The 26,767-nt window shown below is 63.3% G+C and carries 22 protein-coding genes and 2 tRNA genes; 16 read left to right on the top strand and 8 right to left on the bottom strand.

The genetic code is table 11. The annotated features are described in order from the left end of the window. Positions 1–2: 2 nt before the first annotated feature. Both LPA37_RS06350 and LPA37_RS06345 read right to left on the bottom strand, forming a co-directional pair. Positions 3–84: transfer RNA gene (locus LPA37_RS06350), tRNA-Leu, on the bottom strand. Positions 85–273: 189 nt separating this feature from the next. After that, positions 274–358: transfer RNA gene (locus tag LPA37_RS06345), tRNA-Leu, on the bottom strand. A gap of 306 nt (positions 359–664) precedes the next feature. On the opposite strand from LPA37_RS06345, the gene rnr reads away from it, so the two are divergent. The 15 genes from rnr (at position 665) to LPA37_RS06270 (ending at position 16,884) form a co-directional block, all read left to right on the top strand. Next, positions 665–3,118, top strand: a complete 2,454-nt coding sequence (rnr, locus tag LPA37_RS06340; protein ID WP_228974690.1) for a ribonuclease R — start codon at positions 665–667, stop codon at positions 3,116–3,118. Positions 3,119–3,322: 204 nt separating this feature from the next. Further along, complete coding sequence (rlmB, locus tag LPA37_RS06335) at positions 3,323–4,072, top strand: 23S rRNA (guanosine(2251)-2'-O)-methyltransferase RlmB (protein ID WP_228974688.1); 750 nt, start codon at positions 3,323–3,325, stop codon at positions 4,070–4,072. A 294-nt stretch (positions 4,073–4,366) separates the two neighbouring features. Then, positions 4,367–5,062 carry a GntR family transcriptional regulator gene (locus LPA37_RS06330; protein ID WP_228974686.1) on the top strand — a complete coding sequence of 232 codons (696 nt, stop codon included), beginning with the start codon at positions 4,367–4,369 and terminating at the stop codon, positions 5,060–5,062. A gap of 27 nt (positions 5,063–5,089) precedes the next feature. Next, a complete protein-coding gene (gene mtnK, locus LPA37_RS06325) occupies positions 5,090–6,370 on the top strand; it encodes an S-methyl-5-thioribose kinase (protein WP_228974684.1) in 1,281 nt (426 codons plus the stop codon). Positions 6,371–6,435: 65 nt separating this feature from the next. Then, the gene (mtnA, locus tag LPA37_RS06320) at positions 6,436–7,506 is read left to right on the top strand and encodes an S-methyl-5-thioribose-1-phosphate isomerase (RefSeq protein WP_228974682.1); all 1,071 of its coding nucleotides are present in this window, start codon (positions 6,436–6,438) and stop codon (positions 7,504–7,506) included. Next, the gene (locus LPA37_RS06315) at positions 7,503–8,222 is read left to right on the top strand and encodes a class II aldolase/adducin family protein (protein WP_267478121.1); all 720 of its coding nucleotides are present in this window, start codon (positions 7,503–7,505) and stop codon (positions 8,220–8,222) included. The genes mtnA and LPA37_RS06315 overlap by 4 nt, the downstream gene beginning before the upstream one ends. Positions 8,223–8,272: 50 nt before the next feature. After that, the gene (locus LPA37_RS06310; RefSeq protein ID WP_229012085.1) at positions 8,273–9,364 is read left to right on the top strand and encodes a sugar ABC transporter substrate-binding protein; all 1,092 of its coding nucleotides are present in this window, start codon (positions 8,273–8,275) and stop codon (positions 9,362–9,364) included. A gap of 81 nt (positions 9,365–9,445) precedes the next feature. Then, positions 9,446–10,999 (top strand): sugar ABC transporter ATP-binding protein, encoded by a 1,554-nt coding sequence (locus LPA37_RS06305; RefSeq protein ID WP_228974678.1) that lies wholly within the window; start codon positions 9,446–9,448, stop codon positions 10,997–10,999. Further along, positions 10,996–11,997, top strand: coding sequence for an ABC transporter permease (locus LPA37_RS06300; protein WP_228974676.1), 1,002 nt, complete (start codon positions 10,996–10,998; stop codon positions 11,995–11,997). Before LPA37_RS06305 ends, LPA37_RS06300 begins: the two co-directional genes overlap by 4 nt. 35 nt (positions 11,998–12,032) lie before the next feature. Beyond that, the gene (locus tag LPA37_RS06295; protein ID WP_228974673.1) at positions 12,033–13,043 is read left to right on the top strand and encodes a dihydroxyacetone kinase subunit DhaK; all 1,011 of its coding nucleotides are present in this window, start codon (positions 12,033–12,035) and stop codon (positions 13,041–13,043) included. A 45-nt stretch (positions 13,044–13,088) separates the two neighbouring features. After that, complete coding sequence (locus tag LPA37_RS06290; protein ID WP_229012084.1) at positions 13,089–13,718, top strand: DAK2 domain-containing protein; 630 nt, start codon at positions 13,089–13,091, stop codon at positions 13,716–13,718. Between the two features lie 207 nt (positions 13,719–13,925). Next, a complete protein-coding gene (locus tag LPA37_RS06285; RefSeq protein WP_228974669.1) occupies positions 13,926–14,777 on the top strand; it encodes an N-acetylmuramoyl-L-alanine amidase in 852 nt (283 codons plus the stop codon). A gap of 56 nt (positions 14,778–14,833) precedes the next feature. Next, the gene (gene rpiA / locus LPA37_RS06280) at positions 14,834–15,529 is read left to right on the top strand and encodes a ribose-5-phosphate isomerase RpiA (protein ID WP_228974666.1); all 696 of its coding nucleotides are present in this window, start codon (positions 14,834–14,836) and stop codon (positions 15,527–15,529) included. Between the two features lie 108 nt (positions 15,530–15,637). Next, the gene (locus LPA37_RS06275; RefSeq protein ID WP_229012083.1) at positions 15,638–15,979 is read left to right on the top strand and encodes a hypothetical protein; all 342 of its coding nucleotides are present in this window, start codon (positions 15,638–15,640) and stop codon (positions 15,977–15,979) included. Positions 15,980–16,149: 170 nt separating this feature from the next. After that, on the top strand, positions 16,150–16,884 hold the full coding sequence (locus LPA37_RS06270) for a class I SAM-dependent methyltransferase (protein ID WP_229012082.1): 735 nt from the start codon (positions 16,150–16,152) through the stop codon (positions 16,882–16,884). A gap of 45 nt (positions 16,885–16,929) precedes the next feature. Here the strand turns inward: LPA37_RS06270 and LPA37_RS06265 are convergent, their stop codons facing one another. Further along, on the bottom strand, positions 16,930–18,204 hold the full coding sequence (locus tag LPA37_RS06265) for a glycosyltransferase (RefSeq protein ID WP_229012081.1): 1,275 nt from the start codon (positions 18,202–18,204) through the stop codon (positions 16,930–16,932). Between the two features lie 184 nt (positions 18,205–18,388). Here LPA37_RS06265 and LPA37_RS06260 point away from each other — a divergent pair, with 184 nt between their 5' ends. Next, on the top strand, positions 18,389–19,594 hold the full coding sequence (locus tag LPA37_RS06260; RefSeq protein WP_228974654.1) for a glycosyltransferase family 4 protein: 1,206 nt from the start codon (positions 18,389–18,391) through the stop codon (positions 19,592–19,594). A 119-nt stretch (positions 19,595–19,713) separates the two neighbouring features. On the opposite strand, the gene LPA37_RS06255 is transcribed toward LPA37_RS06260, so the two are convergent. Genes LPA37_RS06255 through LPA37_RS06235 form a run of 5 tightly spaced genes read right to left on the bottom strand, consistent with a single transcriptional unit; the run spans position 19,714 to position 26,469 of the window. Next, positions 19,714–22,095, bottom strand: coding sequence for a polysaccharide biosynthesis tyrosine autokinase (locus LPA37_RS06255; RefSeq protein ID WP_228974653.1), 2,382 nt, complete (start codon positions 22,093–22,095; stop codon positions 19,714–19,716). Positions 22,096–22,120: 25 nt separating this feature from the next. Continuing rightward, positions 22,121–23,338 (bottom strand): polysaccharide biosynthesis/export family protein, encoded by a 1,218-nt coding sequence (locus LPA37_RS06250; RefSeq protein WP_229012080.1) that lies wholly within the window; start codon positions 23,336–23,338, stop codon positions 22,121–22,123. 41 nt (positions 23,339–23,379) lie between these two features. Continuing rightward, a complete protein-coding gene (locus LPA37_RS06245) occupies positions 23,380–24,312 on the bottom strand; it encodes a glycosyltransferase family 2 protein (protein ID WP_228974648.1) in 933 nt (310 codons plus the stop codon). Positions 24,313–24,334: 22 nt separating this feature from the next. Beyond that, the gene (locus tag LPA37_RS06240; protein WP_228974647.1) at positions 24,335–25,720 is read right to left on the bottom strand and encodes an undecaprenyl-phosphate glucose phosphotransferase; all 1,386 of its coding nucleotides are present in this window, start codon (positions 25,718–25,720) and stop codon (positions 24,335–24,337) included. 14 nt (positions 25,721–25,734) lie between these two features. Then, a complete protein-coding gene (locus tag LPA37_RS06235) occupies positions 25,735–26,469 on the bottom strand; it encodes a Crp/Fnr family transcriptional regulator (protein WP_228974645.1) in 735 nt (244 codons plus the stop codon). Positions 26,470–26,767 lie beyond the last annotated feature (298 nt).

Below are 26,767 nucleotides of genomic sequence, written 5' to 3'. Positions count from 1 at the left end.
GGTGCCCAGGAGAGGACTCGAACCTCCACACCTTGCGGCGCATGGACCTGAACCATGTGCGTCTACCAATTCCGCCACCTGGGCACGTTTCAAACCAGGCCGCCATTCTAGCGGGTTGAAACTTTGTGTCAATCAGAACAGCATAACTTCGACTTCAACCTGCTTTTCCACATTTGCCATCGCACTGATTCAAGCTGTATCGAACACAGCGTAAAGCAGGGCGAAAGGGTTTCACAAAAAGAAAACCACCCGAAGGTGGTTTTCTTTTGAATCTGGTGCCCAGGAGAGGACTCGAACCTCCACACCTTGCGGCGCATGGACCTGAACCATGTGCGTCTACCAATTCCGCCACCTGGGCAGGTGGGTGTACAGCAAAGAATGTAATTATAGCGGGCCCGATAATCGTGTCAAGCATTTTGCGACAGTCCGGCGCGAACGCGGAAGCGCCTTGCCGCGTCAGGCCGCGAGCGCCGCGTGGCGTGCGGGACGGGTGTTAGAATGCCTCGCAGAAGTTCGTTGGCACGGGCACGCGCCCGCCGGGCACGCTGCACGAACCGCGTCATGGCAGTGACAACGCAGTAACTGGCATTGAATTGCAGGCGCAGTACAGAAGCGCATCATCGACCGATGTCCACGCAACGAGAAAAAGATCATCGACAAGCCCTTGAGCAAATATCCCTATCCGATTCCGAGCCGTGAAGAAATTCTCGGCGTGCTGCGCACGAGCGAAGCCCCACTCGCCGCGAATGACATCGCTGAGGCACTGTCGATCAAGCGCCAGGAGCGCGAAGGTTTTTTCAAGCGCCTCGGAGCGATGGAGCGCGACGGCCAGATCCGTCTCGACCAGCGCGGCCACTATCAGCTGACGCATCCGTCGAATTTCGTCGCCGGCCGTGTGCAGGGCCATCGCGACGGCTACGGTTTCCTGATTCGCGATGACGGTCAGGACGACCTGTTCCTGCCGACGGGCGAGATGCAGAAGGTCATGCATAACGACCGCGTGCTCGCGCGCATCGTCGGTTACGACCGGCGCGGCCGGCCCGAAGGTCATATCGTCGAAGTTACGGATCGCGCGAACCGCCGCGTGATCGGGCGTCTTTTGAACGAGAACGGCGCGCTCATCGTGGCGCCCGAAGACAAGCGCATCGGCCACGACATCCTGATCACGCAGAACACGAAGAAAGCGCGCGTTGGCCAGGTTGTGGTGGTCGAATTGACGGATTTTCCGAGCCGTCACTCGCAGCCGCTGGGTCGCGTGGTCGAGGTGCTCGGCGATATCGACGATCCGGGCATGGAAATCGAAATCGCCGTGCGCAAGTACGGCGTGCCGCACGAATTCAGCCAGGCCGCGCTCGACGACGCCGCGAAGCTGCCCGACGAGGTGCGCCCGTCGGACATCCGCCATCGCATCGATCTGCGCGACGTGCCGCTCGTCACGATCGACGGCGAAGACGCGCGCGACTTCGACGATGCCGTGTACTGCGAGCCCATTACCGTCGGCCGTGGCGAGGGTTTTCGCCTGATCGTCGCGATCGCGGACGTTTCGCATTACGTGCACCCGGACAGCGGCCTCGACGTCGATGCGATCGAGCGCAGCACGTCGGTGTATTTCCCGCGCCGCGTGATTCCGATGCTGCCGGAGAAGCTCTCGAACGGCCTGTGCTCGCTGAATCCGCACGTCGACCGTTGCGTGCTGGTGTGCGACATGGTCATCACCGCGCGCGGCGAGATCAAGGGGTACCAGTTCTATCCGGGCGTGATGCATTCCGCCGCGCGTCTCACATACACCGAAGTCGCGGCGGTGCTGACCAACACGAAAGGTCCCGAGGCGGCGCGCCGTGCCGCGTTGCTGCCGCAACTGCAGAACCTGAACGGCGTCTACAAGTCGCTTTTCACCGCGCGCCAGAAGCGCGGTGCGATCGACTTCGATACGACCGAGACGTATATCGTCTGCAACGCGCAGGGCAAGATCGAGCAGATCGTGCCGCGCACCCGCAACGATGCGCACAAGCTGATCGAGGAATGCATGCTGGCCGCGAACGTCTGCGCGGCCGACTTCATGAAGCGCAACAAGCATGCGGGCCTCTACCGCGTGCACGCCGGGCCGACGGCTGAAAAGCTCGAAAACCTGCGCACGTTCCTGCGCGGCATGGGCCTTTCGCTCGGCGGCGGCGAGACGCCGCACGCGAGCGACTACGCCGCATTGATGGCGCAGATCCGCGACCGGCCCGATGCGCAGATGTTGCAGACGATGCTGTTGCGCTCGATGCAGCAGGCCGTCTACAGCCCGGAGAATATCGGCCATTTCGGGCTTGCGTATGAGGCGTACGCGCACTTTACGAGCCCGATTCGCCGCTATCCGGACTTGCTGACGCACCGCGCGATCTACGCGATCCTGCAGGGCCGCAAGTATCAGCCGGGCACGCCGCATGGCGTCACGCTGAACACGGCGCTGTCGCCGCGTGCGCGTGCGATGCAGCAGGCCGACGATGAAAAGCGCAACCGTAACCGTTCGAACACCGCGATCTGGGAAGAACTGGGTCTGCACTGTTCGTCGAACGAGCGCCGTGCGGACGAAGCGTCGCGCGATGTCGAAGCATGGCTCAAGTGCTATTTCATGCGCGACAAGCTCGGCGAAGAGTACGGCGGCATGGTGAACGGCGTCACGTCGTTCGGGATTTTCGTGCAGCTCGATGCGCTCTTTATCGAAGGCCTCGTGCACGTGACCGAACTCGGCTCCGATTACTTCCAGTACGACGAGATCAAGAACGAACTGCGCGGCGAGCGGACAGGCATTCGCTACCGTCTGTCGGATCGTGTGCGGGTGCAGGTGAGCCGCGTCGATCTCGATGCACGCAAGATTGATTTCCGTCTGGTGCGCGACACGCCGATCAAGGCACCGTCGAGCCGCCCGGCGTTAGTCGAGAAGGCCGGTGTCGACGGCGGTCCGCGTGTGCATTCGTTGCCGCCGGCCGAAGGTGGCCGCCGCAAGAAGGCTGCGCCGGCAGCCGGCGCGGCGGTGAAGGAAACACGCGATACGCGCGGCGCGGCGAAAAAGCGCAGTGCTTCTTCGTCCGTGAAACCGGCGTCGAAGACGCAGGCGCGCAAGAAGCGATAAGGCACGGCCGACCTCCGACGTAACCGGAGGTCGACGCGCGACATGAAGTGTGCAGCGCGCAACCGGTATCGCGATCGATGCCGGTTGCGCGTTGTCTGTTTTTCCGTTTTCCGTTTTTGCAGGCACGGCGCTTTGCGTGCCGTCCATGCAGACGGGCGCATTCGAAGCGCAACGCAGCTTCGCTCAATCAAAGGTTGTCCAGTCATGTCACGTCTCAAGGTTCTATACGGTTTCCACGCAGTGACCGCACGTATGCGGCACGACGCATCGTCGGTCGAAGAGGTGTATTACGACGCGACGCGTAAGGACCGCCGCATGACGGAGTTCCTGCATGTGGCGAAAGAAGCGGGCGTGCGCCTGATTGCCGCCGACGAAACGCGCCTGTGGGGTCTCGCGCATACCGAGCGTCACCAGGGCGTGGTCGCGCGCGCGGGCGACATGCCGCTCGCACAGAATCTCGCTGAGCTGCTCGATGGCATCAACGGTCCGGCGCTGCTGCTCGTGCTCGACGGCGTGACCGATCCGCACAACCTGGGCGCGTGCCTGCGCGTCGCCGATGCGGCCGGCGCGCATGCCGTGATCGCTCCGCGCGACCGCGCGGTCGGTCTCAATGCGACGGCGGCGAAAGTGGCAAGCGGCGCCGCCGACACCGTGCCGTACATCACGGTCACGAACCTCGCGCGCGCGTTGCGTGAACTGAAGGACGCCGGCGTGTGGGTGGTGGGCACGTCGGGCGAGGCATCGGCGGAACTCTACGAAACGAAACTGGATGGTCCGGTGGCGATCGTGATGGGCGCCGAAGGCGAAGGCATGCGCCGTCTCACACGCGATACGTGCGACATCGTGATGCATATTCCGATGGCTGGCAGCGTCGAAAGCCTGAACGTTTCGGTGGCGAGCGGCGTGTGTCTGTTCGAAGCGGTGCGGCAGCGTGGGGCGCTGACGAAGACGTAAAGAATCAGACGCTTATAAACCTGCTCGTCATGCACGCTGCGTTTTAACCACCGACGCCAGTCAGTCGATATAACGCAGCTCCAGTTTCTCCAGCGACTCGCGCATGCCATCCAGCGACTGCGCGAGCGCTATCCTTCCGCGCGCACCACAATCGGCGAAGGCTTACGCACCTCGCGCCCACACACCAGCCCCAGCTTTACGGGTAAACACCCCCTGAATACATCAGACATCTGACCTATATTGATGCGGTACTGATCACCTGGGACACGTATGCGTCTGAGCGTCGAGCACTCGATGAGCGAGAAAATCCAGGAGTCGTTGATGACGATGATCCGGGAAAAATCACTCAAGCCAGGCGACCAGATTCCCACTGAAATAGAGCTTTGCGAGCTATTGGGGGTCGGCCGGTCGAGTCTTCGGGAAGCAGTCGCGCAAATGATTTCACATGGCCTGTTATCGCGGGTTCAGGGGCGCGGCACCTTCATCAGACAAATTTCGCTAAAGCTGCAAGGCGGCCTCGATGATCTGATGTCTGTGACCGATATGATCCGCAGCGTTGGCGCCGTGCCGGCCACCTGCCGGTTGCAGATCGAACACATCAAGGCATCCGAAAGTCTCGCCGGCAAGTTGCGTCTCGCCGTCGGCGACGACTGCGTGCGCATCGAGCGCGTGCGATGCGCGGACGACGCGATCGCGGCGTATTGCATCGATACCGTTCCGAAACATGTCTTCGACGCATGCGGCGGCGAACTCGGCGAATCGCTGTTCGCGATGTTCGGGCGGACCGGACGAAGGCTTTCACACACGCATACGTCGATACATCCGACCATCCTGACGCCGCGCGATCTGCCCGAGCTTGGCGACGGCTTCGGTCTGTTCCTGCTGCTCGACGAAGTGGATTTCGATCAGAGCGGCGAGCCGATCTGCTATAGCAACGACTACTACAACACAGCCATCTTCAAGTTCGACCTGGTCCGCAAGAAACGCTGAGCCGGTTCGAATGTGGAGGAGACATTCATGGAATTCGAAGCACTCAGTTCCTCGGAGTTGTCGGCGTATTTGCGGGGTGTCCCGGCGGTGTATGCGTTGCTCAACGAACCTGGCGAACTCGACATCGCGGAGGTCGGCGACGGTAACCTGAACTTCGTCTATTTCGTCAGTAACGCGCAGGCCCCGGAAAAAAGCGTTGTCGTGAAGCAGGCGCCGCCGTTTCTGCGGCTGGTCGGCAAGTCGTGGCCGCTTACACGGCACCGGATGGAACGCGAGGTCGCTGCGTTGCAGCGCTTTGGCGCGTTGTGTCCGCAGCATGTGCCGCGCGTCTATCACGCCGACAGCGAGCTGTTCCTGATGGTGATGCAACGGCTGTCGTCGCACCGGATCCTGCGGCAAGGCTTGATGGACGGCGTCGTCTATCCGAAGCTCGCCGCGCATCTTTCGACTTACCTCGCGCACACGCTGTTTTACGGCTCCGATCTTTTTCTCGCGCCCGACGTGAAGAAGCAGGCGGTCCGCGACGCGGTGAACAGCGAGCTATGCAAGATCACGGAAGACCTGGTGTTCACGTATCCGTTCGAAGATCATCCGTCGAATGTATATAGCCCGGCCTTTCCGCGCGCGGAAATCGGGCGTCTGCGGCAATCGCCGGCGTTGCGCATCGCCGTGGCCGAGATGAAATGGGCTTTCATGAACGATGCCGAGACGCTTTTGCACGGCGATCTGCACACGGGCTCGATCATGGTCAACCAGGACGAAACCTATGTGATCGACCCTGAGTTCGCGTTCTACGGACCCATGGGTTTCGATATCGGCGCGGTGCTTGCGAATCTGTTGCTCGCGTATTTTTCACGCGACTGGCACGACCGTCATCAGACGGCGGGCAGGCATGGCAATGCCGGCGCGACGAGTTATCGCGACTGGCTTCTCGATCAGGTGACGTCCATCTGGAGCGGCTTCGAACAGACGTTCCTGGCGCTGTGGCGCGATCACGAAAGCCGCCGCAAGAGTCATTTCATCGGTGACGATCCCGGCGGCGTGTGTGTCGAGGCGTATCGCGCGCGGTTCATGCAGCGGCTCCTTGCCGAATCGCTGGGATTCGCGGGCTGCAAGATGATCCGGCGCATTGTCGGCATGGCCAAGGTCGCCGATATCACCAGCATCGCGGATAACGCGTTGAGAGCCGTTGTCGAAGTGCGCGCATTGCGTTGCGCTGAACGCCTGCTGCTCGAGCGGACCGCGATCGGCAACATTGCGCAGGTCGTCTCGATGGCGCGCGAGTTGCAAGCCGACGGACGCGCATAGCCATGAATCTCGCCGCGTCATCCGAAGTGATCACCTCCCACTCTTCATCTCGCACCGGAGCACGCATGGTATCGCCGTCGCCTTTCCTGAACCTGCCGGCCACGCTCGCGTGGGAAGACGACTGCCTGCGGATTCTCGACCAGACCCGCTTGCCGCAATCCACGGTCATCGAAACGCTGACCAATGCGCATGAAGTATGGCGCGCGATCCACGAGTTGCGGGTACGGGGTGCACCGGCAATCGGCGTCGCGGCAGCGTATGGCTTGTGCGTCGCGATGCAGTCGTCGCGCGACTTGCCCATCGGCGCATTTCGCGAAGCGTTGAAAGAGCGCGCCGCATATCTCGACAGCGCGCGGCCCACGGCAGTCAATCTCAGCTGGAGCCTGAAGCGGATGCTGCGCGCCGCGGACCGTTCGAACGCAAGCGACGCGCTTTCGCTCTACCGCGCACTGGTGGACGAAGCGACGTCAATTCATGACGAGGACCAGTTGCTATGCGAGCAGATCGGCAGACACGGAATGACGCTGATCGCGCCCGGTAGCGGTGTGCTCACGCATTGCAACGCCGGTGCGCTGGCGACGACCGGTCTCGGCACTGCGACCGCGCCGATCTATCTCGCACAGCGTGCCGGCATTCCGTTTCGCGTCTATGCGGACGAAACCCGACCGTTGCTGCAAGGCGCGCGTTTGACTGCGTACGAGCTGCAACAGGCAGGCGTCGATGTCACCCTGATCACGGACGGCATGGCCGCCTCGCTGATCGCGGGAAAGCAGGTGGACGTGGTGATCGTCGGCGCGGATCGCGTGGCGGCGAACGGCGACTTCGCGAACAAGATTGGCACGTTGAGCGTTGCGATTGTCGCGCGGCATTTCAACGTGCCTTTCTATGTCGCGTGTCCATCGTCGACGCTCGATTTGCAGACGCCCAGCGGCAACGCCATCGTCATCGAGGAGCGTCGCGACGACGAAGTCACGCATCTCGGCGGACACGCGATCGCGCCTGAAGGCATCAAGGTTCGCAACCCGGCTTTCGACGTGACGCCGCATGACCTCGTGACCGGCTATATCACCGAACGCGGCATCATCAACGCGCCGTTCGATACGCAACTTGCCGCGCTGTTCGGAGCCACGTCGTGAGCGTGAACGTGACCGAAACCGTCAATGACAGCGCAGATGAAGCGTCGTTGCGGGCCGGGATCGTGAAAACCGCGCTCGAGATGGAGCGGCTCGGCATCAATCAGGGCACATCGGGCAATGTCAGCGTGCGCTGGCGCGACGGTTTGCTGATTACGCCGAGCGGCGTACCCGCGTCGGCGCTGGCGGCGGACATGATCGTATGGCTGCCGCTCGATGTGCAGCCGGATGCAGCGGTTTTCAGCGAGCGCGGACCGTCGAGCGAGTGGCGCTTTCATCGCGACATCCTGCAGGCCCGGCAGGACATCAACGCTGTCGTACACACGCATTCGAACGCCGCGACCGCAATCGCGATTCACGGCCGTGACATGCACGCGCATCACTACATGATCGCCGTGGCGGGCGGCAATTCGATCCGCTGCGCGCCCTACGGGACCTTCGGCAGCCAGGCGCTGTCGGACCACGCGTTGCAGGCGTTGCAGGATCGCACCGCGTGTCTGCTCGCGCATCACGGCGTCATCGCGCTGGGCCGGGATCTGGCGCGCGCGCTGTGGCTCGCAAACGAAGTCGAAGTATTGGCGAAGCAGTATCTGCTCGCCAGTCAGCTCGGGCCGCCGCCCGTTCTGACGGATGAGGAAATCGGCGAAGTAGTGAAGAAGTTCAGCAACTACGGCTTGCGCCGCGAAAGCAGTAACAGCAATAGCAACAGCAAAGCCTGACGCCGGCTCGTAGCACACGGCGCTACATAACTTGAACAATGGAGACAGATATGGCCTGGAATTCAGGAAGATTCGACCGTTGGGGCACGTTGGGCGCATCGACGGGTGCCGTCGTGCTGTGTGCGGCTGCCGCGTTGAGCGGCTGTTCGAAGAGCGAGTCGCCGTCGTCGGCCAGCACCGCGGCGAGCGACGCGACCGCGAGCGCGGCGCCCGCGGCCGCGGCGAGCAGCAAGCCGAAGATCGGTTTCTCGGTATCGACGTTGAACAACGCGTTCTTCGTCGGGCTGAAACTCGGCGTGGAAAAGGGCGCGAAAGATCAGGGCTTCGATCTCGTGCAAACCAATGCGAACGGCGACGCGCAGCAACAGGTCAACGACGCGAACAATCTGTTGAGCCAGGGCATTACCGCGCTCGTGCTGAATCCGATCGATTCGAAAGCGATCATTCCCGCCGTCCAGAAAGCGAATTCGATGGGCATCCCGGTGTTCACGCTCGATCGCGGGTCGGACGGCGGCAAGGTTACCTCGTTCGTCGCATCGGATAACGTCGCGCTCGGCGCCACCGGCGCGAAGTGGATCGCCGACAAGCTGAAGGAACGCTATGGTTCGCCGAAGGGCAACGTGGTCGATCTGATCGGGCTCGTCGGTACGACTGCCGCCACCGATCGCGAGAAAGGCTTCAGCGACGAGATGGCGAAGTATCCGGACATCAAGGTGGTCGCCCGTCAGGAGGGCGCGTTCGATCAGGAGAAGTCGCTGAACGCGATGACCAATATCCTGCAGAAATTCCCGCAGATCGATGCCGTGTTCGGTGCGAACGACGACAACACGGTCGGCGCGGAAAAAGCGATCGACAACGCGGGCCGTTACAAGCCGCTCGGCGACAAGGAACACATCATGGTGATCGGCGCGGACGGCACGGCGCAGGCGCTTTCGGCGATCCGGGCGGGCAAGCAGGACGCGACGATCTCGCAGAATCCGATTGAAATGGCCGCGAAGGCGTTGAGCTTTATCGCCGATAACAACGCGAAGAAGGCGGTGCCCGCGAATTACGCATGGCCGACGTTGCTGATCGACAAGTCGAACATCGATTCCGATGAAACGAAGAAGTACGGGCTGTGGTCATTGCAGGTCAGCCAGTAAGCTGAAGACGAACTGAAGTCGCGGTTGGACACGCGCTTTGCCCGCAGGCAAAGCGCGTGTCATTCGAGGCAGGACGCAATCATGAATGCGGAAACGGGTTCGCAGTTTCAGGCCGACGCGCAGCCGGACGCGCGCGCCGGTGACCGTGCGCCTTTGCTGCGTATGGAAGGCATCGTCAAGAGTTTTCCGGGTGTGAAGGCGCTGCGCGGCGTGAGTCTCACGCTGCACGCGGGTCACGTGATGGCGATCGTCGGCGAGAACGGCGCGGGCAAGTCGTCGCTGATCAAGACGCTGTCGGGCGCCTATGAGCCGGACGAAGGCACGATCGAGATCAACGGCGAGCCGCTTGCCCGCGGCACCCACGCTGCAATCGACGCAGGCGTTGCCGTGATCTATCAGGAACTGTCGCTGATCAACGATATGACCGTCGCCGAGAACCTGTTTCTCGGCCGGATGCCGTCGCGCAACGGCTTCGTGCTGCGACACGAAGCGGACCGGCGGGCGCGCGAAGCACTCGCCCAGGTGGGGCTCGATATGGTGTCGCCGTCGATGCGGCTCGGCGATCTGCCGTTGAACCGGCGGCAACTCGTCGAGGTCGCGAAAGCGGTCGCGCGCGATGCCCGCATCCTGGTGATGGACGAGCCGACGGCGGCCTTGCAGGCCGCGGATATCACCAATCTCTATGCGGTCGTGCGACGGTTGCGGGCAACCGGGATGGGCATCATCTTCATCTCGCATCATCTGGAAGAGGTGTTCGAACTGGCCGATTCCGCCGTCGTGATGCGCGATGGCGCGACGGTCGGCGTGCGCGCGATGGCGCAATGGACCGAACAGGATCTGGTGCAGGCGATGGTCGCGCGCACCCTGGATTCGTTCTATCCGTGGGAGCCACGCGATTACGGGCCGGTGGTGCTGGACGTGCGCGATCTGGCGAGTCCGCCCATTGTCCGGCACGCGAGCTTCAGCGTGCGGGCCGGTGAAATCGTCGGGATCGCGGGCATTGCCGGTGCGGGACGCACCGAATTGCTAAAGGCGATTTTCGGCGCGCAGAAGGTCACCGAAGGCGAGGTCTGGATACGCGGGCGCAAAGTCGCGATTCATTCTCCGACCGAGGGCATGCGTCACGGCCTCGTCTATACGGCGGAGGACCGCAAGCTCGAGGGTCTCGTGCTCGATGCGAGCATCGAGGAAAACATCGCGCTGTCGAGCCTGAAAGCGCTGGCGACGGGCGGCTTCGTGCGCAACGCGAGAAAGCGCAAGCTTGCCCAGGATGCGAGTACGCGCTTCTCGGTGCGCGCGCCGTCGGTGCTGCAGATCACCGGCAATCTGTCCGGCGGCAACCAGCAGAAAGTGATTCTTGGCCGCGCGAGCGCGACGCAACCGGCTGTGATCATGCTCGACGAACCGACGCGCGGCATCGATGTCGGCGCGAAGACGGAAATCTATGCGCACATGGTGTCGATGGCGCGGGCGGGCGCGGCGGTCGTGATGGTGAGTTCGGAGTTGCCGGAATTGCTGGGCATGTCGGATCGCGTCCTCGTGATGCATCGCGGCAGGATCGTCACCGAGCTGCCGCGCGACAAGGCGGATTCGGAAACGGTCATTCAGTGGGCGACGACAGGAGTAGGCGCATGACTTCGACGGCAGCAAAACCGACAGATTCCGACGCGCTTTCGAGCCGCCTGATACGACAGTTGCGCAGCGGCATCGGACCGCTGTTCGCCGCGCTGGTGATCATCTGCGTGGTGCTGTCGATCACGTCGCCGGAATTCCTCACCACCAGCACGCTGACCAACATCATGGTGCAGGTGTCGGTGGTGGGGATCGCGGCGGTCGGCGGCACGTTCGTCATCATCACGTCCGGCATCGACCTGTCGGTCGGTTCGCTGGTGGCGTTGAGCGGCATGGTCGCCGCGACGCTGATGGCGGGTTCGACGCCCGACAACATCGGGCTCGGTCTTGCCGGTCTCGCGATTGCCATCGCGGTCGGCGCGGGCGTCGGCGCGCTAAACGGCATTTCGGTCGCGTGGTTGCGGCTTGTGCCGTTCATCGTGACGCTCGCGATGATGGCGATGGCGCGCGGCCTCACGCTCGCCATTTCCGACGGCCGCACCAAGTTCGATTTCCCCAACGCGTTCACTGCGTTCGGCGCGAAGTCGGTGGCGGGGTTGCCCGCGCCGATGATCGTCATGCTGGTCGTATTCCTGATCGGCCACGTGCTGCTGCGCAAGACTACCTTCGGCCATCAGGTGTTCGCGGTCGGCGGCAACATGGAGGCGGCGCGGCTTGCGGGCATTCCGGTGCGCCGCGTGATTTTCCTGACCTATACGCTCGCCGGCGTGACGGCGGCGATTGCCGGCATCGTGCTCGCGGGACGCCTGAACTCGGCGTTGCCGTCGGCGGCGAACGGGCTCGAATTGCAGGTGATCGCGGGCATCGTGATCGGCGGCACGTCGCTCGCCGGCGGACGCGGTTCGATCATCGGCACGTTTATCGGCGTGGTGCTGATCGGCGTGATCAACGTCGGCCTGTCGCTGCTCGGCGTGAATCCTTTCTGGACCCAGTTCATTCAGGGCGGCGTGATCTTCGCCGCGGTGATGCTCGACGCGCTCAGCCAGCGTCGCAAGAACTGACCATTTTTTTAACCGGATCACTCAGGGAGACTCGTGTGAAAAAAATCATCAATCAGCCGGACCAGTTCGTCGATGAAGTGATCGATTCGCTGCTGATCGCGCATCCGGGCTGGATCAAGGCCGCCACCGCCGACCGCCGCGCGCTGGTGCGGGCGGACGCGCCGAAAGAGGGCCGCGTCGGTATCGTGACGGGCGGCGGATCGGGGCATATGCCAGGCTTTCTCGGCTATGTCGGCGAAGGACTGTGCAGCGGTGTCGCGGTGGGCAACGTGTTTTCGTCGCCCTCGTCGGAGCAGATTTTCGAAGCGACGAAGGCGGTGAACGGCGGCGCGGGCGTGCTCTACGTGTACGGCAATTACGGCGGGGACGTGTTCAATTTCGACCTGGCCGCCGATCTCGCGGAGCCGGAGGGCATCGACATCAAGACCGTGCTGCTGACCGACGACGTCGCGTCGGCGCCGCCTGCGCGCGCGAGCGAGCGGCGCGGCGTCGCCGGCATGGTGTTCGCGTTCAAGTGCGCCGGTGCGGCGGCGGAGCGCGGCGATCCGCTCGACGAAGTGGCGCGGATCACGGCGAAGGCGAACGCGCAATGTCGCACGATGGGCGTCGGTTTGTCGCCGACGATCCTGCCCGCCGCCGGCAAGCCGACCTTCACGCTGCCCGACGGCGAGATGGAAATCGGCATCGGCATTCATGGCGAGCCCGGCACGCATCGCGGAAAACTCGAAACGGCCGACGCGATCGCCGACCGGCTCTCCGGCGAAATCCTGCGCGATCTCGCCGCGCCGAAAGGCTCGCGCGTCGCGGTGCTGGTCAACGGGCTGGGCGCGACGCCGCTTGAAGAACTGTATCTGCTGTACCGGCGCACGGCCGCGGCGATCGCGGATCAGGGGCTGACGATCGCGCGCTCGTATGTCGGCGAATATGTGACGAGTCTGGAGATGGCAGGCGCTTCGATCACGGTATTGCTGCTGGACGACGAACTCGAAGCGCTGCTCGCCGCGCCCGCGCGTTCGCCGCTCTTTCACGACTGGTCCGCGGCCTGATGCCTGTTTGAAGCCGGATTGAAGCCGGTCTGAAAGGAGGGTGGCATGAGTGTTTCCTGCAGCGAATTGCGCGTTGTGCTGAGCCGTGCGCTAGCGGCGCTGCCCGCGCATGCGGAGGAGCTTCGCGAACTTGATGCGGCGTTGGGCGACGGCGATCTCGGCATCACGGTGCAAGCCGGCTCGACGGCGGTCGTCGCGGCGCTCGCGGCGTTGCCCGCTGACGCCGCGCTCAATGACATCCTGCTTGCTGCCGGCAAGGCCTTCTCGACGGCCAATCCGTCGACGTTTGCCGCGCTGATCGGCGGCGGCCTGCTCGCCGCCGCGAAGACGATGTCGGGCAAGTCCTCGGCAGGCAAGGACGAGGCACTCGCCATCGGTCGTGCGGTGGCGGCGCGCATCATTGAACGTGGCAAGAGCAAGGTTGGCGACAAGACCGTGCTCGATGCGCTGGTGCCCAGTCTGGATGCGCTTGAGGCGTCGCAGGAGGCGCCGGATGCGCTGCTTGCCTCGATGATCGATACGGCGCGCGCGAGGATCGAGGCGACGGCGGGTTTGCAGTCGCAGAAGGGCCGGGCAGCCTGGGTGCAGGAGCGCAGTATCGGCCACCCCGATCCGGGCGCGACCGCGTATCTGCGCTTTCTGGAGGCGTTGCGCGGCGCGTTGACTGGCGATTGACCGGTTATGCCCCTGGGGAGTTGGCACGACTTCATCCCGATAGCCGACTAGAATGTCGGGCAACGTGGTCTGCGTTGTGGTTCGCAGGACATGGCCTGTTTCATTTCAATCGTGCTGGCGTCGACAAAACTCATCGGCCCCCGGCGTCCCGGACTACGCAGTGACATGAATTCAATGGATGTAAATCGCGCCCGCGTCAGGTGCCTCATGCGCGCGGCAGCGCTCGCCTTCTGTACCGCGTTGCTCGCCGCCTGCACGACGACGATGGTCGAGCGCGGCACCTACCTCGCCGATACGAGCCGGCATGCCCAGAATGCCGACTCGCGCGTGCGGTTTCTCGTGATGCACTACACCGAAATCGACGAAGCGAAGTCGCTGCAGGTGCTGACCACCGAGGGCGTCAGTGCCCATTACGTCGTGCCGGACGCCCCCCGGATCGAACACGGCGAGCCCGTGGTTTTCCAGCTGGTGCCCGAGAGCCAGCGCGCGTGGCATGCGGGTACGAGCTACTGGCAGGGCACGACCGAACTGAATGCGGCTTCGATCGGAATCGAGAACGTCAACCTCGGTCCCGTCGACACCCCCCAGGGCCGCAGCTGGCAGCCGTACCCGCCGGCCCAGGTCGACGCGCTGATTCGCCTCGCCAGAGACATCGTCACGCGCTACAGCATTCCGCCGACGCGTGTCGTCGGTCATAGCGATATCGCGCCTCAGCGCAAGATCGATCCGGGTCCGCTGTTTCCGTGGAAGCAGCTCTACGATGCCGGCATCGGCGCGTGGCCCGACGCGTCGGCGGTGGCCGCGCATCTGGCGGGACGCGATCCGTCGGCACCGGTCGACGTGCGTGGCCTTCAGCAGAAGCTCGCGCGTTACGGCTACGAAGTCGCGACCGACGGCGTGCTGGACGATCGCACGCGGCGGGTGTTCGCCGCGTTCCAGATGCACTTTCGGCCGCGCGACTACGCGGGCAATCCTGACGCGGAAACCGATGCGATTGCACAGGCGCTGCTCGATCGCTACATGAATGCTGCCGCGGCCGGTTCAACGGCCGCACCGTGAACTTCCGGTAAACTCGCGGTTTTCCGCCTGCACCTCTTTTTTCGGTTATTTCTCCCATGACCCAGGACGAACTCAAGCAACTGGTCGGCCAGGCCGCCGCCGACTATGTGAACGCCAACGTGCCCGAAGGCGTCGTCATCGGCGTTGGTACTGGCTCGACCGCGAACTGTTTCATCGACGCACTCGCGCTCACGAAGCAGCGCTATCGCGGTGCCGTGTCCAGCTCGCTCGCCACTACCGCGCGCCTGCAGTCGCACGGCATCAAGGTGTTCGATCTGAACGAAATCGAATCGCTGCCCGTCTACGTGGATGGTGCCGACGAGATCGATCATGGCGGCGCGATGATCAAGGGCGGCGGAGGGGCGCTGACGCGCGAGAAAATCGTGGCGTCGGTGTCGGACGTTTTCGTCTGCATCGCGGACGCGACGAAGCGTGTCGACGTCCTCGGCCAGTTTCCGCTGCCGGTCGAAGTCGTGCCGATGGCGCGCACCGCGATCGGCCGCCGCGTGACGGCGCTGGGCGGTGTGCCCATCGTTCGCGTGACGAAGGACGGTTCGCCGTTCATCACCGACAACGGCAACGAAATCATCGACGTGAAGGGCCTGCGCATCAGCGATCCACGCATGCTCGAAATGCAGGTCAACGCATGGCCGGGTGTGGTGACCGTCGGCCTCTTCGCGGGCCGCGGCGCGGACCTTTGCCTGCTCGGCACGGATACGGGCGTCGAGACGATCAGGTATAGCAAGGGCTAGGGTCTTACAACCCGGAGCCGTTCCATCCGGACGGACCCGCAACGGCGTCGCACTGGATCGCAGGCGGCGCCGTTTTTCATTCCCGCACACCGGGCCGGATCCCTGAAAATGGGCGCCGAAGTCCATATCCCGTTCGGCCGTCTTCTCCGCGCGACTCGCTGCCGCTACGCTTCTCCCGTTCCCCCGAACGCGAAAGGAGAAACATCAGTGACCATCCACCGCAATCTCAGGCGCGCGCTTGACGTCGCCTATGAACGGGTCCGGCGCGACACGGCCTCGCCCATCGCCTTCAACGGCAATTACGGGCTGTGCCTCGGCATCATCATGGGCGGGCAGGCGTGCAACGGCATGACCGAGGAAGAAGCTGCCGGCGAACGCGCGCATCTGGCGATGCTCGTCGCCTTGCACGACATGCAGACCGGCGGTCGCGGCAGCCCGTCTGCCGTCTGATGCGCCGGCAGGGGAATCGGCGTGCTGCGTGGGCCTGCGTACAGAATTTCCGTGATCGTCTGCGAATAATGCATCGTCCAGATACGCGCCGCCTGTCGCGTGCGCGTCCATTGCGAGCGTCGCTCGATCACGTATGTCCGCCACGGCCTCACGCGCCTCAGGAGACCCAGATGCAACAGCAGGCTCAGGAGTTTTGGGACGGTATTTTTCAGGATCGCGGTAACGACGAGACGCGGCTCGTCGACGTCCCGGACCCGAAGAATCCCGTGTATATGCGCGCGCTCCAGCACTTTGGCGACATACGGGGGAAAACGCTTGTCGATCTTGGTTGCGGCGCAGGCGCGGCTTCGCTGTTTTTTGCCTCGATGGGCGCGAACGTGGTGAGCATCGATCTGAGCCCGGTGGCCGTCGACAACCTGAAACGCTACTGCGCGCATCATCACATCGACAACATTTCACCGCGCGTGCTGTCGGCGCAGGATATTGCACTGCTTGAGCCGTCCGACTTCGTTTTTGGCGCGATGATCCTGCATCACATCGAACCGTTTTCAGAATTCGCCGCCGCGCTTCGCCGGGCGATCAAGCTCGGCGGCCGTGCGTTCTTCTGGGAAAACAACGCGACCAGCAACATGATGATGTGGTTCCGCAACCACGTGATCGGCAAGTTGTGGGTGCCGAAATATGGCGATCCTGATGAATCGCCGCTTGCGCCCTATGAGATCGATCATCTGCGCAGGCATTTCGACGTCGAGACCGAATATCCGGAAATGGTCTTCATGCTGATGGCGTCGCGCTACCTGTTGCGGGGACGTTTCGATCATCGTGCGGTCAGGATCGACCAGTATCTGTATCGCTATCCGTCGATCCGCAAATACAGCTACCGCCAGTTCGTCTGCCTGAGCTGACAGGGCGGCCCGCACAAGGTCGCGTCGGGGAAACCGGCGCGCCCTTCACCGGTCCGCGCGGGGTTCGTCGCGGGCCGTGTGCGCAATGATGCGGGTCATGTTCCGCAGATAGCTGTCGAGCGAGAAATGTCGCTGCACGTCGCTGAACGCCTGGCTGGCAAGTTGCCGCGCAAACGCCGGCGCGAGGTGCAATGTGTCGATAGCCTCGACGAAGCCCGGCACGTCGCCGGGCTGCACCAGCCAGCCGTTCTCACGATGCCGCAGTATTTCAAGCACGCCGCCGGCCGCCGCGGCCACCACCGGCCGCGAGGCCGCCATTCCCTCGATGATCACCCGTCCGAACGGCTCGGGTTCCGTCGACGTATGCAGGATCAGGTCCATCGCCTTCATCCATGCCGGCATGTCGTCGCGAAACCCGGCGAAATGCACGCGATCCGCGATCCCGAGCCGATCAGCCTGCTGACGCAATGCCTGCGCGTAATCGTCTTCGCCGAAGAGCGCGGCGCCGACCAGCACGAGGTGCACGCCGGGTAATCGCGCGAGGGCCTCAAGGGCTATATGCTGGCCTTTCCACGGCGCGAGACGGCCAAAGAGGCCCGCGAGCCACGCGTCCTGTGGCAGCCCCAGGCGATGACGCAGCGCGCGGATATCGCTGGCATCGACCTGCGCGAACGTGCGCGCGTCGATGCCGTTGTGGACGACCGGCACCGCGTCGGCGGGCAGGCCGGTCAACGCGATCAGTGCATCGGCGCTCGCCCGCGAATTGGCGACGACCTGATCGGTCACATGGCGCACGAGCCAGCGGACGATGTGCAACTGGACGCGCCCGAAGTGATCACGCGTCATGATGTCACGCACATGCCAGATGACAGGCCGGCGATGCAACGGTTTGCCGAGCGCACCCAGCACCAGCGCTTTCTGCGTGTTCAGGAACAGAACGTCGAAGCGCTTCGCCTGCGCGGCGATCGTGCGCACCTGCGCGAGGATGCCAGGTAATGCACGTAGCCAGCCAGGCCGCAACGCTTCACGGTTGATGGCCGCGACGTTCGCATTGCTCGTTACGCGCACGCGCACGCCAAGCGCTTCCAGCCGTGCGCGAAAGGGTCCGTCCGACAGCAACAGCACCTCGCTGCGCGCGGCGCATCGCTCCGCAAGCGGAAGCAGGGACAATTCCGCGCCGCCGAGTTGTCCGCTCTGATCGACAAAGAGGACCGTGGCCGATGCCGCCGGCTCGAGTAGGTGTTCATCGGAATGCCCTGCGCTGCTCGTGGCAGCCATCTCGACGGGAGCGAAACGACGTGTGAGGCGGGGGGCGTTCATCGGTTGACCGGTCCAGGCGTGCGGGGAAAGCGAAGCGTGAAAAACAGGCAGTCGCATGCGACCGGCGAGTCCTCATTATTCACGCTCTGTTGCCCGTTCAGTGTGGCCATACGCACGCTGTGCAAGCGACGCGCCCGATACACTCGGTGTGATGGTCGTTGACCTTTCCAGAGGTGGAGAAATCATGAAAGTGGCGATCGTGCACGACTGGCTCGTCGCGCCGGGGGGAGCGGAGAAAGTGCTGGAACAGATTATCCGGTGCTTCCCCGACGCGGACCTTTTCTGCATGGTCGACTTCATGGACGATCGCTCCGCGGTATGCGGCAAGGCCGTGAACACATCGTTCATCCAGAAGCTGCCGTTCGCGCGCCGGCGTTATCGCGGCTATTTGCCACTCATGCCGCTCGCCGTCGAACAGTTCGACCTCTCCAGCTACGATCTGATCATTACGAGTTCGTACGCGGTCGCGAAGGGCGTGCTGGTCGGACCAGACCAGACACATGTCAGCTACGTGCATTCTCCGATGCGTTACGCGTGGGATCTGCAGCATCAGTATCTGCGCGAGGCGAAGCTGACACGTGGCCCCCGTTCATGGGCGACGCGGGCATTGCTGCACTATCTGCGCAGTTGGGATGCGCGTTCGGCGAATGGGGTCGATTGCCTGATCGCGAATTCGCAGTTCGTCGCGCGCCGCATGATGAAGACCTACCGGCGCAATGCCGTTGTCATTGCGCCGCCGGTCGACGTTCACCGCTTCGACCTCTGCGCGCTGAAAGACGATTTCTATCTGACGGCGTCGCGGATGGTGCCTTATAAACGCATCGACCTGATTGTCGCTGCTTTTTCGTCGATGCCGGACCGTCGCCTGGTCGTGATCGGGGATGGCCCGCAGATGGCCGCGATTCGCGCGAATGCCGGTCCCAATGTAACGATCCTCGGCTATCAGCCGTTTGCCAGTCTGAAAGACTACATGCAGCGCGCGAAGGCGTTCGTGTTCGCCGCGGAGGAAGACTTCGGCATCGCGCCGGTCGAGGCACAGGCATGCGGGACGCCGGTGATTGCATACGGCAAGGGCGGCGTGCTGGAAACGGTGCGGCCAGTCGGCGAGCCGCATCCTACCGGGCTGTTTTTCAGGCAACAGACCGTCGCTGCATTGCAGGAGGCCGTGGAGCGCTTCGAACGCCAGCGTTCGATGATTTCGCCGGCTGCCTGCAGGGCGAACGCGGAACGTTTTTCGGCCGCGCATTTCCAGCGTGCATTCATGAACGAAGTTACGCGGACAATTGCGGCCGCCGGTGCCGGGGGCCGCCAGCACGACAGTCTGCCGGACGCAGAGGTCACATCGTGGCCCGGCGACAACACGGCGGCCGGCAGCATGTGGGGCCGATGAACGTGTTGTTCTGAATCCCTGGTATTTCATCACCGCGACAGGTAAAAAGGGCCGCGCCGGTTTTCCGGCGCGGCCCTTTTTTCGCGATTACTTCTCCGACTACCTGGGCGCGGCGTAGCCTAGCGCCTGGTTGTCCCGCCCGCCGGATCGCCAGCGGTATAGGTGTACGCATACGCATAGTCGTACGAGCCGTAACGACCGCCGCTTTTCACCGGCACTGCGTTCATCACGCCGCCGATAAGCCGGGCACGCGCACGGCGCAGCTTCTTCAGCGATTCGGCGATGTTGCGTTCGGTATGCGCGCCCGCCCGCATGACGAGTACTGTCGAGCCGGCGATGTTCGCGACGATCGCGGCATCGGCCACCGCGAGCAGCGGTGGCGTGTCGACGATCACCAGATCGAACCGCTGTTCGAGGCGCGCGAGAACTTCGGTGAACCGCGCCGACGTCAGGATTTCGGACGGGTTGGGCGGATAGGCGCCCGCGGCGATGAAGTGCAGACCTTCGACACCCGTCGCGCGCGCCGCCACTTCGAGATCGACCTGACCTGTCAGCAGTTCCGTGAGACCGCCATTCGGCGAGCGGCCGAGGTATTGCGCGAGACGGCCGCGACGCAGGTCGGCGTCGATCAGCAACACGCGCTTGCCTGTCTCGGCAAGCAGGGCAGCGAGGTTCGCGCACAAAAAGCTCTTGCCATCCGAGGGCGCCGGGCTTGTGAATGCCACCACGCGGTTCGGGGCATCGATCAGGCCGAATTGCAGCGTTGCGCGCAGGCCGCGCAGCCCTTCGACGGACGTGTCGAATGGATGCGTCTTGACCAGTAGCGGGCGCATCGGCGCGTGGGCGGGCGGCACGATCGTCTGCGTGCCGGCCGGCACGGTAACGGTCGCCGGCCGGCGGGGCTGGACGAGTCGCGCGATGCCTGCCGGCACGATCTGCGAGAGCGCGGGGCGCGCTGCCGGGCCTTGCAGCGCAGCCTGGCTCATGTTCACTGCAAGCCGGTCGCTGTGAGCCTGTTCGGCGCTAAAGGGGATCGATCCGAAGATCGGCATGTGAAAACGGCGTTCGACGAATTCCGGATCCGCGACGCCGGTGAAGAACGTCCGGCGGCAGAACGCGAACAGCACACCCGCGATGATGCCGAGTACGACGCTCGCCGAGATGATCAGCGCTGATTTCGGCCGTACCGGCGAAGAGGGCAGCAGTGCCTCGTCGATGATGTGCACATTGCCGATTGTTCCAGCGCGTGTAATCGACAGCTCCTGGATCTTGTTCAGTAACGCAACGTAGATTTCCTCGGCAACCTTCGCGTCGCGTTGCAGCGACATGGCTTCGCGTTCGGACCCCGGCAGCGTCTTGAAGTGATCTTCGAAGCGTGCTTTTTCGCGCGTCATCGCCGCCAGTTGCGCGTCGACGGTCTGCACTTCGGGACTCTCGGCCGTGAAGCGCGTGAGCAACTGCGCGCGCGCGATGCGCAGCGTGGCGATCTGCTTCTCGTATTCGAGGCCGCCGGACAGATACACGCCTGCCTCCTGGGTCGGCTGGAACGAACCGCTGCGGGACTGATACTCGGACAGCGCGGTTTCGGCCCGACGCACTTCGCTTCGCAGGCGCGGCATTTCGCTGTTCAGGAACGACAGCATCCGGCTCGCTTCCTCCTGCGCGCGTTCCTGACGGTGTTTCAGATAGGAAGCGGCCACCGCGTTGGTGATCGCGGTGATCGCATGCGGATTGGTGCCCATGTACGACAGCTGCACGACGCCCGTTTCGCGTCCTTTCTCGACGACTTGCAGACCGCCCGCCAGGCCGCCTACCGCATCGAGCTGGTTGTAGCGCATCACGTAGAAGTTGGTGCCGGCGTGGGCAACCAGTGTGGTGACGAGCATCGTGATGTCGCTGCCCGTCGCGCGTTGCCCGGCAACGCCGGTCAGCAGCAGCTTGCCGTGCTGGTCGAACAGCTGGTAGCCGCCGTTGCCGAGCGCGCGCAGCGTCAGCTGGGATCCTTCGAGATACTTCGGTACGCTGATCGAGTCGAGCGAAAACTCCTCGCCGCCCCACGCGTACGAACGCATGCCGAAGAGGGCGCCGAGCGGATGACCGGGATGCGCGAAGATCGACGTGATGCGGCCGAGATACGGCATCGTTTTCGGCCACGCGCCGAAGTTCAGCTTGAACTGCTCGACCACCGGCTCGACCACCGCGCGGCTCTTGATGATCTCGATCTCGGCGTCGGTGTGCATCGCACCCGACGGCACGAGCGAAGACAGTGCCTGGGAAGTCGAACTGTTACTCGCGTTGCCGGATTCGACCTGAATTAACGCGTCGGCGGAATAGATCGGCGTGGCGATCTTCGTATAGACCGTGGCTGCCAGGATCACGCATGCCGCGATCCCGATCACCCACCAGATCTGCTCGACGATCATCCGCATCATGTCGCGCATCACCGCATCTTCGTCGCCACCGGACGAAGGGGTGTATTCGTTCATGTCATAGGTACTCATTTTTAACTCCGTCGCGTAGCGAGCGTCAGCGAGCCAGTTCCCGTGTAAAAAACAGGGTTTGCAGAGTAGGCAGGACCTGCGCGAGCGCCCGGTTGAAGCGCGCGGAGTTCGCCACCTGCACGTACACCACGTCCTTTGGCTGCAGATCGAATTTCGTCATCAGCAACATGGCGTCCACCTGCGTCATGTCGAGCCGGAATATGTCTGGAGTCGTTGACTTGTCGGCGCCGCGAATCACGTAGATCGAACGCGGATCGCCCGTCGCGAGATCGAGACTGCCCGCACCCGTGAGCGCATCGGCGAGCGTCAGGTGTCCCCGGTTCATCGGCAGCGACGTGGGCTTGGTGACTTCACCGAGCACGAATACGCGGCTGTTCGAGCGGTCCGGCACGTCGATGATGTCGCCATCCTTCAGCATCACGTTCTGGTTTGGATCGCCGGTTTCCAGCAGCGCGGCGACGTCGACGGCCGTGCGCTTGCCATTACGCGTAATGCCGACGTTCTGCAGGTCGGCATCGGGCAGCGCGCCGCCCGCGCGATTGATTGCATCGAGCACGCTGAGCGGCAGATCGGTCACCGCCTCCGCCTGCGGCGAGCGTACGTTGCCGGTGACCTGCACGGACTGGCTATTGAAGCCGGCGACGCGCACATCGATCTGCGGATCGCGGATCGTTTTCGCCAGCCCTTTTGTAAGGACGCTCTGGACCTGCTGCGCGGTCATGCCCACGACCTTGATGCGTCCGACACGCGGGAAAAAGATCGTGCCGTTGTAGGCGACCCGCACGGTGAGGCCGCCTTCGGCGCCGGAACTGCCGGGTGAACCCGGCAGCGGAGCGGGTCCCGTCGCGCCGCCCTGAAGCGTCGTGCCGCCCACGCCAGTGCCGGCGGTTCCCTGCGGTAATGGCGCTCCCGCGCCGCCGCCGGCCAGTGCGCCACCCGTCAGCTCCGGATGGTCCCAGACAATGATCGCGAGCTGGTCGTCGATGCCGATCTTGTACGGCGACATGCCGCGTGTTTCTTTCGTGAGACACGAAAATGCGGACGGGCACGTCGACGGTACCGCCGTCGCGGTCTGTTGCTGGAACCATGAGATGTCGATCGGGCGCACGGCGTAGGTCGGTGCGGCGACCGTTGCCTGTTGCGTCTGGTCGAGACGATTGGTGTCGAGATAAGGCCCCGGCGCGAGCGAGCACGCGCATAACGATAGTGTCGCCAGGCAGGCGAGCAATGTTCTGGAATTCATGGTCTATGGTCCTTTTTGCGTTATAGATGCGCTGCCTGTCCTCAGCGCATCGCCTCCTGCCAGGCTCCGCGCATCGCGCGCAAGCCGACCCACCATTTACGAAGCGCGAGCGCTATCCCGTCACCGTTGAACGCCAGCAGCAGCGCGCGCACAAGCCCCGGGTCCGCGCGACTGCCGATCAACGTCGAATAGGTGACGAACGCCCACCTGCCTGGAGTCGACAGGTGCTCGCACATGATGAGACGGAGATTGAACGACGCGTTGTAGAACGCCGCGTCGTTGAAAACATGGCGCTGGTCTTCGTCACTTCGCTGCGCCGGGTAATGCTCGACGAGCAGCGTCGGGTCGTAGACCAGCGTCCAGCCCCGACGCCCCACGTCGAGACTGAATGCCATTTCGCAATGCACCTGCGCGCCGCTGCCGCGCAGACGCGGATCGAAACGCAGGGTACCGATCGCCTCGCGGCGAAACGCCATGTTCACGCCTTTCAGCACGTCGACCTCGCGTGGCGCACCGTGGCCGATGTGATGATTGCCGATCGGGCGCCCATACCAGCGCACCACGCCGACGACCGGCTTTTGCCCCTGCAGGACGCCGTCGCCCCGATGCACGATGTCGCGGCCGCCAAGGCCGCCGAGCGCGGGGTCGTCTTCGAACGCATGCGCGATGCGCCCGATCCAGTCGGCGTGCGGCGCGGCGTCGTCGTCGGTGAAGCAGACCACATCGCCGGTGGCCGTTTCGATGCCGCGGTTGTACGCGGCGACCACGCCCGCCCGGCTGACGAGCCCGATACGCAGGCGTGCATCGGGCCGCAGCGTCTCGCGACGCTTCAACCAGTCGATCGTCGGATGGTCGTCGTTGCGCGCGATCACGACCACTTCATCGGCACGGCGGTGCTGTGCGTCGAGTGCATCGATGCAACGTTCGAGCTCGTCGGTTCGCCGGTAGGTCGGCACGATCACGGACACTTTCACGAACAATCCCCGGAAAACCACTTCAATACGCGTTATGGCCGACGAAACCCTTGAAGATCGTAATCAGCACAATCCTCATGTCGAACCAGAACGACCAGTTGTAGATATAGAAGAGATCGAACTTGACGCGCGTTTCCATCTTTTCGACTTTTGTCGTGGTGCCGCGATATCCGTTCACCTGTGCCCAGCCCGTAATACCCGGTTTGATGCGGTAGCGATACATGTAGCCGTACACGAGATCCTTGTAGAGATTGTCGTGTTCGATCGCATGCGGCCGCGGACCGACCACCGACATCTGCCCCAGCAGCACATTGAAGAATTGCGGCAGCTCGTCGAGACTCGTGCGACGGATGAACGCGCCCACTTTCGTCACACGCGTATCGACGCGCGCGGTCGGCGTCAGTTGACCGCGCGCTTCCCTGTGCACGGTCATCGAGCGGAACTTGTAGATGCGAAACGGCTGACCGTCGATGCCTTTGCGTTCCTGCGAGAAAAAGACGGGCCCAGGCGAGCCGAGCTTGATCGCGACAGCCAGCACGACGAACAGCGGTGACAGCGTGACGAGCGCAACGAGCGCGAACAGACGGTCGAATATGAGCTTCGGCCACATCTGCACCGGCGAAATCGGCGTCGCGTTGAGATTGATGGTCGCGAGACCGAGCACGTCGGTAAGCGCGTGATTGAAGAGCGAGAGGCTGCGCACGTCCGGGATGAAGCGCAGATTCACGAAATCGTGCTGAAACGCGCGCTTGAAACGGTAAATCGTGTGTTCTTCGGACAGGGGTAATGCAAGCCATACCTCGTTGATGTGCTCTTCGCGCACCTTCGCAGCGAAGGCATCGATGTCCGTGAGCACGGGTAACCGGTGCACGCGCATTTCCTGGGTGCCGAGCAGTTCCGCGTTCGTGTCGAACAGGCAGACGGGCTTGAAGCCGGCTTGCGGCGCGCGTTCGAGATGCGCGAGCAGCATCCGCGAAAAGCCGGGTGCGCCCACGATCGCCACGGTGCGGAAGTTGAGCCCACGGCGACGCGCCGTGCGCAGACCCAGATGAGCGACCAGTTTCGTCGATACGATCAGCACGCCGGATATCAGTGTCGAGTAACCAAACCACAACCGCGACACGGCGTCCATCCGGTGCATCGTAAAGACCAGCACGAGCCCCGTCGCAACCACGATGAGCCATGCCATCGTCACGCGACCGAGCATTGCGGAGAGCGACTTGCCACGCCACGTCTCATATACGCCGAAGCCAGGGAACAACAGCAGCACGAGCACGCAGTTGAACGCGATCAGCAGCCGTTCGTCGTCCGCGAGTTCATGTGCGGTCGAAAAGCGCATCCAGTGAGCGATCAGCGCCCCCGCAATCACGAAGAGTGCGTCGAGGCAGCGCGCGGTGTTCCTGAACATGATCTGGGTCTTGTTCAGCTGACGGCTTCAGCCTGATGCAGGCACGGCAACAGCCGGTCGAACTCACGCTTCACGAGGCTGTAGCATTCGCATGCACGCGCTTCGAGACCTTTCCGGTCCAGCACGCGGATGTGACCACGGCTGTGATGGATGAGACCGTCGTTATGCAGCTTGCCCGCAGCTTCCGTGATGCCTTCGCGGCGCACGCCGAGCATGTCTGCGATCAACTGTTGCGTTACCGTGAGTTCGTCCGTGGCGACGCGGTCGATTTCGATCAGCAGCCAGCGGCACAGTTGCTTGTTCAGCGAATGGTGGCGATTGCACGCGGCCGTCTGTGCGACCTGCGTGAGCAGGGCATGCATGTAGAGCAACATCAGGCGACGCATGAAATCGGAGCGTGCGAAGTGTGCCTTCAGTGCCTGGGCGCTCATGCGATACGCGAAGCCCGCGCATTGCACCTGCACGCGGTTCGGCATCGTCTCGCCGCCGGTGAGGACCGGCACGCCCGTCATGCCTTCACGGCCGACAGCGGCGATTTCGACCGAGCCGCCATCTTCCATCGTGTACAGCATGGAGATGATCGCGGTGGTCGGAAAATACACGTGATGAATGCGCTGTCCTGAGTCGCACAGCAACTGCTCCGTGCGCAGATGAACAAGCTCGAGATGCGGAGCGATCGCCTGCCACTCGTGGGAAGGCAACGCCCCAAGCAAATGATTGCCGTGCAGATCGGATTGAAGGGTCAACATGATCGGTCCTCGCACGAAGCCGCACGTTGTGCGACTTCTTGTTTTTTTAATCCGGTGCTGCGTGCCTTGCTATCTGTCGCCTGGCGAGCGACCTGGACTACGCAGTACCAGCCCCGTATGGCCTTGCGCTTCTGCACATAGTGATGCGTGTTTGCGTCGGCGCTAGTTGTTGCGCCTCTCATCTAGCGAGGAGCGTGCCAGTGGGACCGGAACTGAATGCTGGTGCGGCGCAACGAAGTGCGGGAGCGGGCCTGGCGTGGTGAAACGTGCGTTTTTGTTTCAATTCTGTACATCGCGC

The sequence above is a fragment of the Paraburkholderia gardini genome (assembly GCF_907164545.1).
Lineage (GTDB): Bacteria > Pseudomonadota > Gammaproteobacteria > Burkholderiales > Burkholderiaceae > Paraburkholderia > Paraburkholderia gardini.
This window is presented reverse-complemented; position numbering and strand designations above follow the sequence as displayed.

Excerpts from the sequence above, each read along its gene's own strand:
- rlmB (WP_228974688.1), top strand. The coding sequence starts at position 3,323 with ATGTCACGTCTCAAGGTTCTATACGGTTTCCACGCAGTGACCGCACGT.
- LPA37_RS06330 (WP_228974686.1), top strand. The coding sequence starts at position 4,367 with ATGAGCGAGAAAATCCAGGAGTCGTTGATGACGATGATCCGGGAAAAA.
- mtnK (WP_228974684.1), top strand. The coding sequence starts at position 5,090 with ATGGAATTCGAAGCACTCAGTTCCTCGGAGTTGTCGGCGTATTTGCGG.
- mtnA (WP_228974682.1), top strand. The coding sequence starts at position 6,436 with ATGGTATCGCCGTCGCCTTTCCTGAACCTGCCGGCCACGCTCGCGTGG.
- LPA37_RS06310 (WP_229012085.1), top strand. The coding sequence starts at position 8,273 with ATGGCCTGGAATTCAGGAAGATTCGACCGTTGGGGCACGTTGGGCGCA.
- LPA37_RS06305 (WP_228974678.1), top strand. The coding sequence starts at position 9,446 with ATGAATGCGGAAACGGGTTCGCAGTTTCAGGCCGACGCGCAGCCGGAC.
- LPA37_RS06300 (WP_228974676.1), top strand. The coding sequence starts at position 10,996 with ATGACTTCGACGGCAGCAAAACCGACAGATTCCGACGCGCTTTCGAGC.
- LPA37_RS06290 (WP_229012084.1), top strand. The coding sequence starts at position 13,089 with ATGAGTGTTTCCTGCAGCGAATTGCGCGTTGTGCTGAGCCGTGCGCTA.
- LPA37_RS06285 (WP_228974669.1), top strand. The coding sequence starts at position 13,926 with ATGCGCGCGGCAGCGCTCGCCTTCTGTACCGCGTTGCTCGCCGCCTGC.
- rpiA (WP_228974666.1), top strand. The coding sequence starts at position 14,834 with ATGACCCAGGACGAACTCAAGCAACTGGTCGGCCAGGCCGCCGCCGAC.
- LPA37_RS06275 (WP_229012083.1), top strand. The coding sequence starts at position 15,638 with ATGGGCGCCGAAGTCCATATCCCGTTCGGCCGTCTTCTCCGCGCGACT.
- LPA37_RS06270 (WP_229012082.1), top strand. The coding sequence starts at position 16,150 with ATGCAACAGCAGGCTCAGGAGTTTTGGGACGGTATTTTTCAGGATCGC.
- LPA37_RS06265 (WP_229012081.1), bottom strand. The coding sequence starts at position 18,204 with ATGAACGCCCCCCGCCTCACACGTCGTTTCGCTCCCGTCGAGATGGCT.
- LPA37_RS06260 (WP_228974654.1), top strand. The coding sequence starts at position 18,389 with ATGAAAGTGGCGATCGTGCACGACTGGCTCGTCGCGCCGGGGGGAGCG.
- LPA37_RS06255 (WP_228974653.1), bottom strand. The coding sequence starts at position 22,095 with ATGAGTACCTATGACATGAACGAATACACCCCTTCGTCCGGTGGCGAC.
- LPA37_RS06250 (WP_229012080.1), bottom strand. The coding sequence starts at position 23,338 with ATGAATTCCAGAACATTGCTCGCCTGCCTGGCGACACTATCGTTATGC.
- LPA37_RS06240 (WP_228974647.1), bottom strand. The coding sequence starts at position 25,720 with ATGTTCAGGAACACCGCGCGCTGCCTCGACGCACTCTTCGTGATTGCG.
- LPA37_RS06235 (WP_228974645.1), bottom strand. The coding sequence starts at position 26,469 with ATGTTGACCCTTCAATCCGATCTGCACGGCAATCATTTGCTTGGGGCG.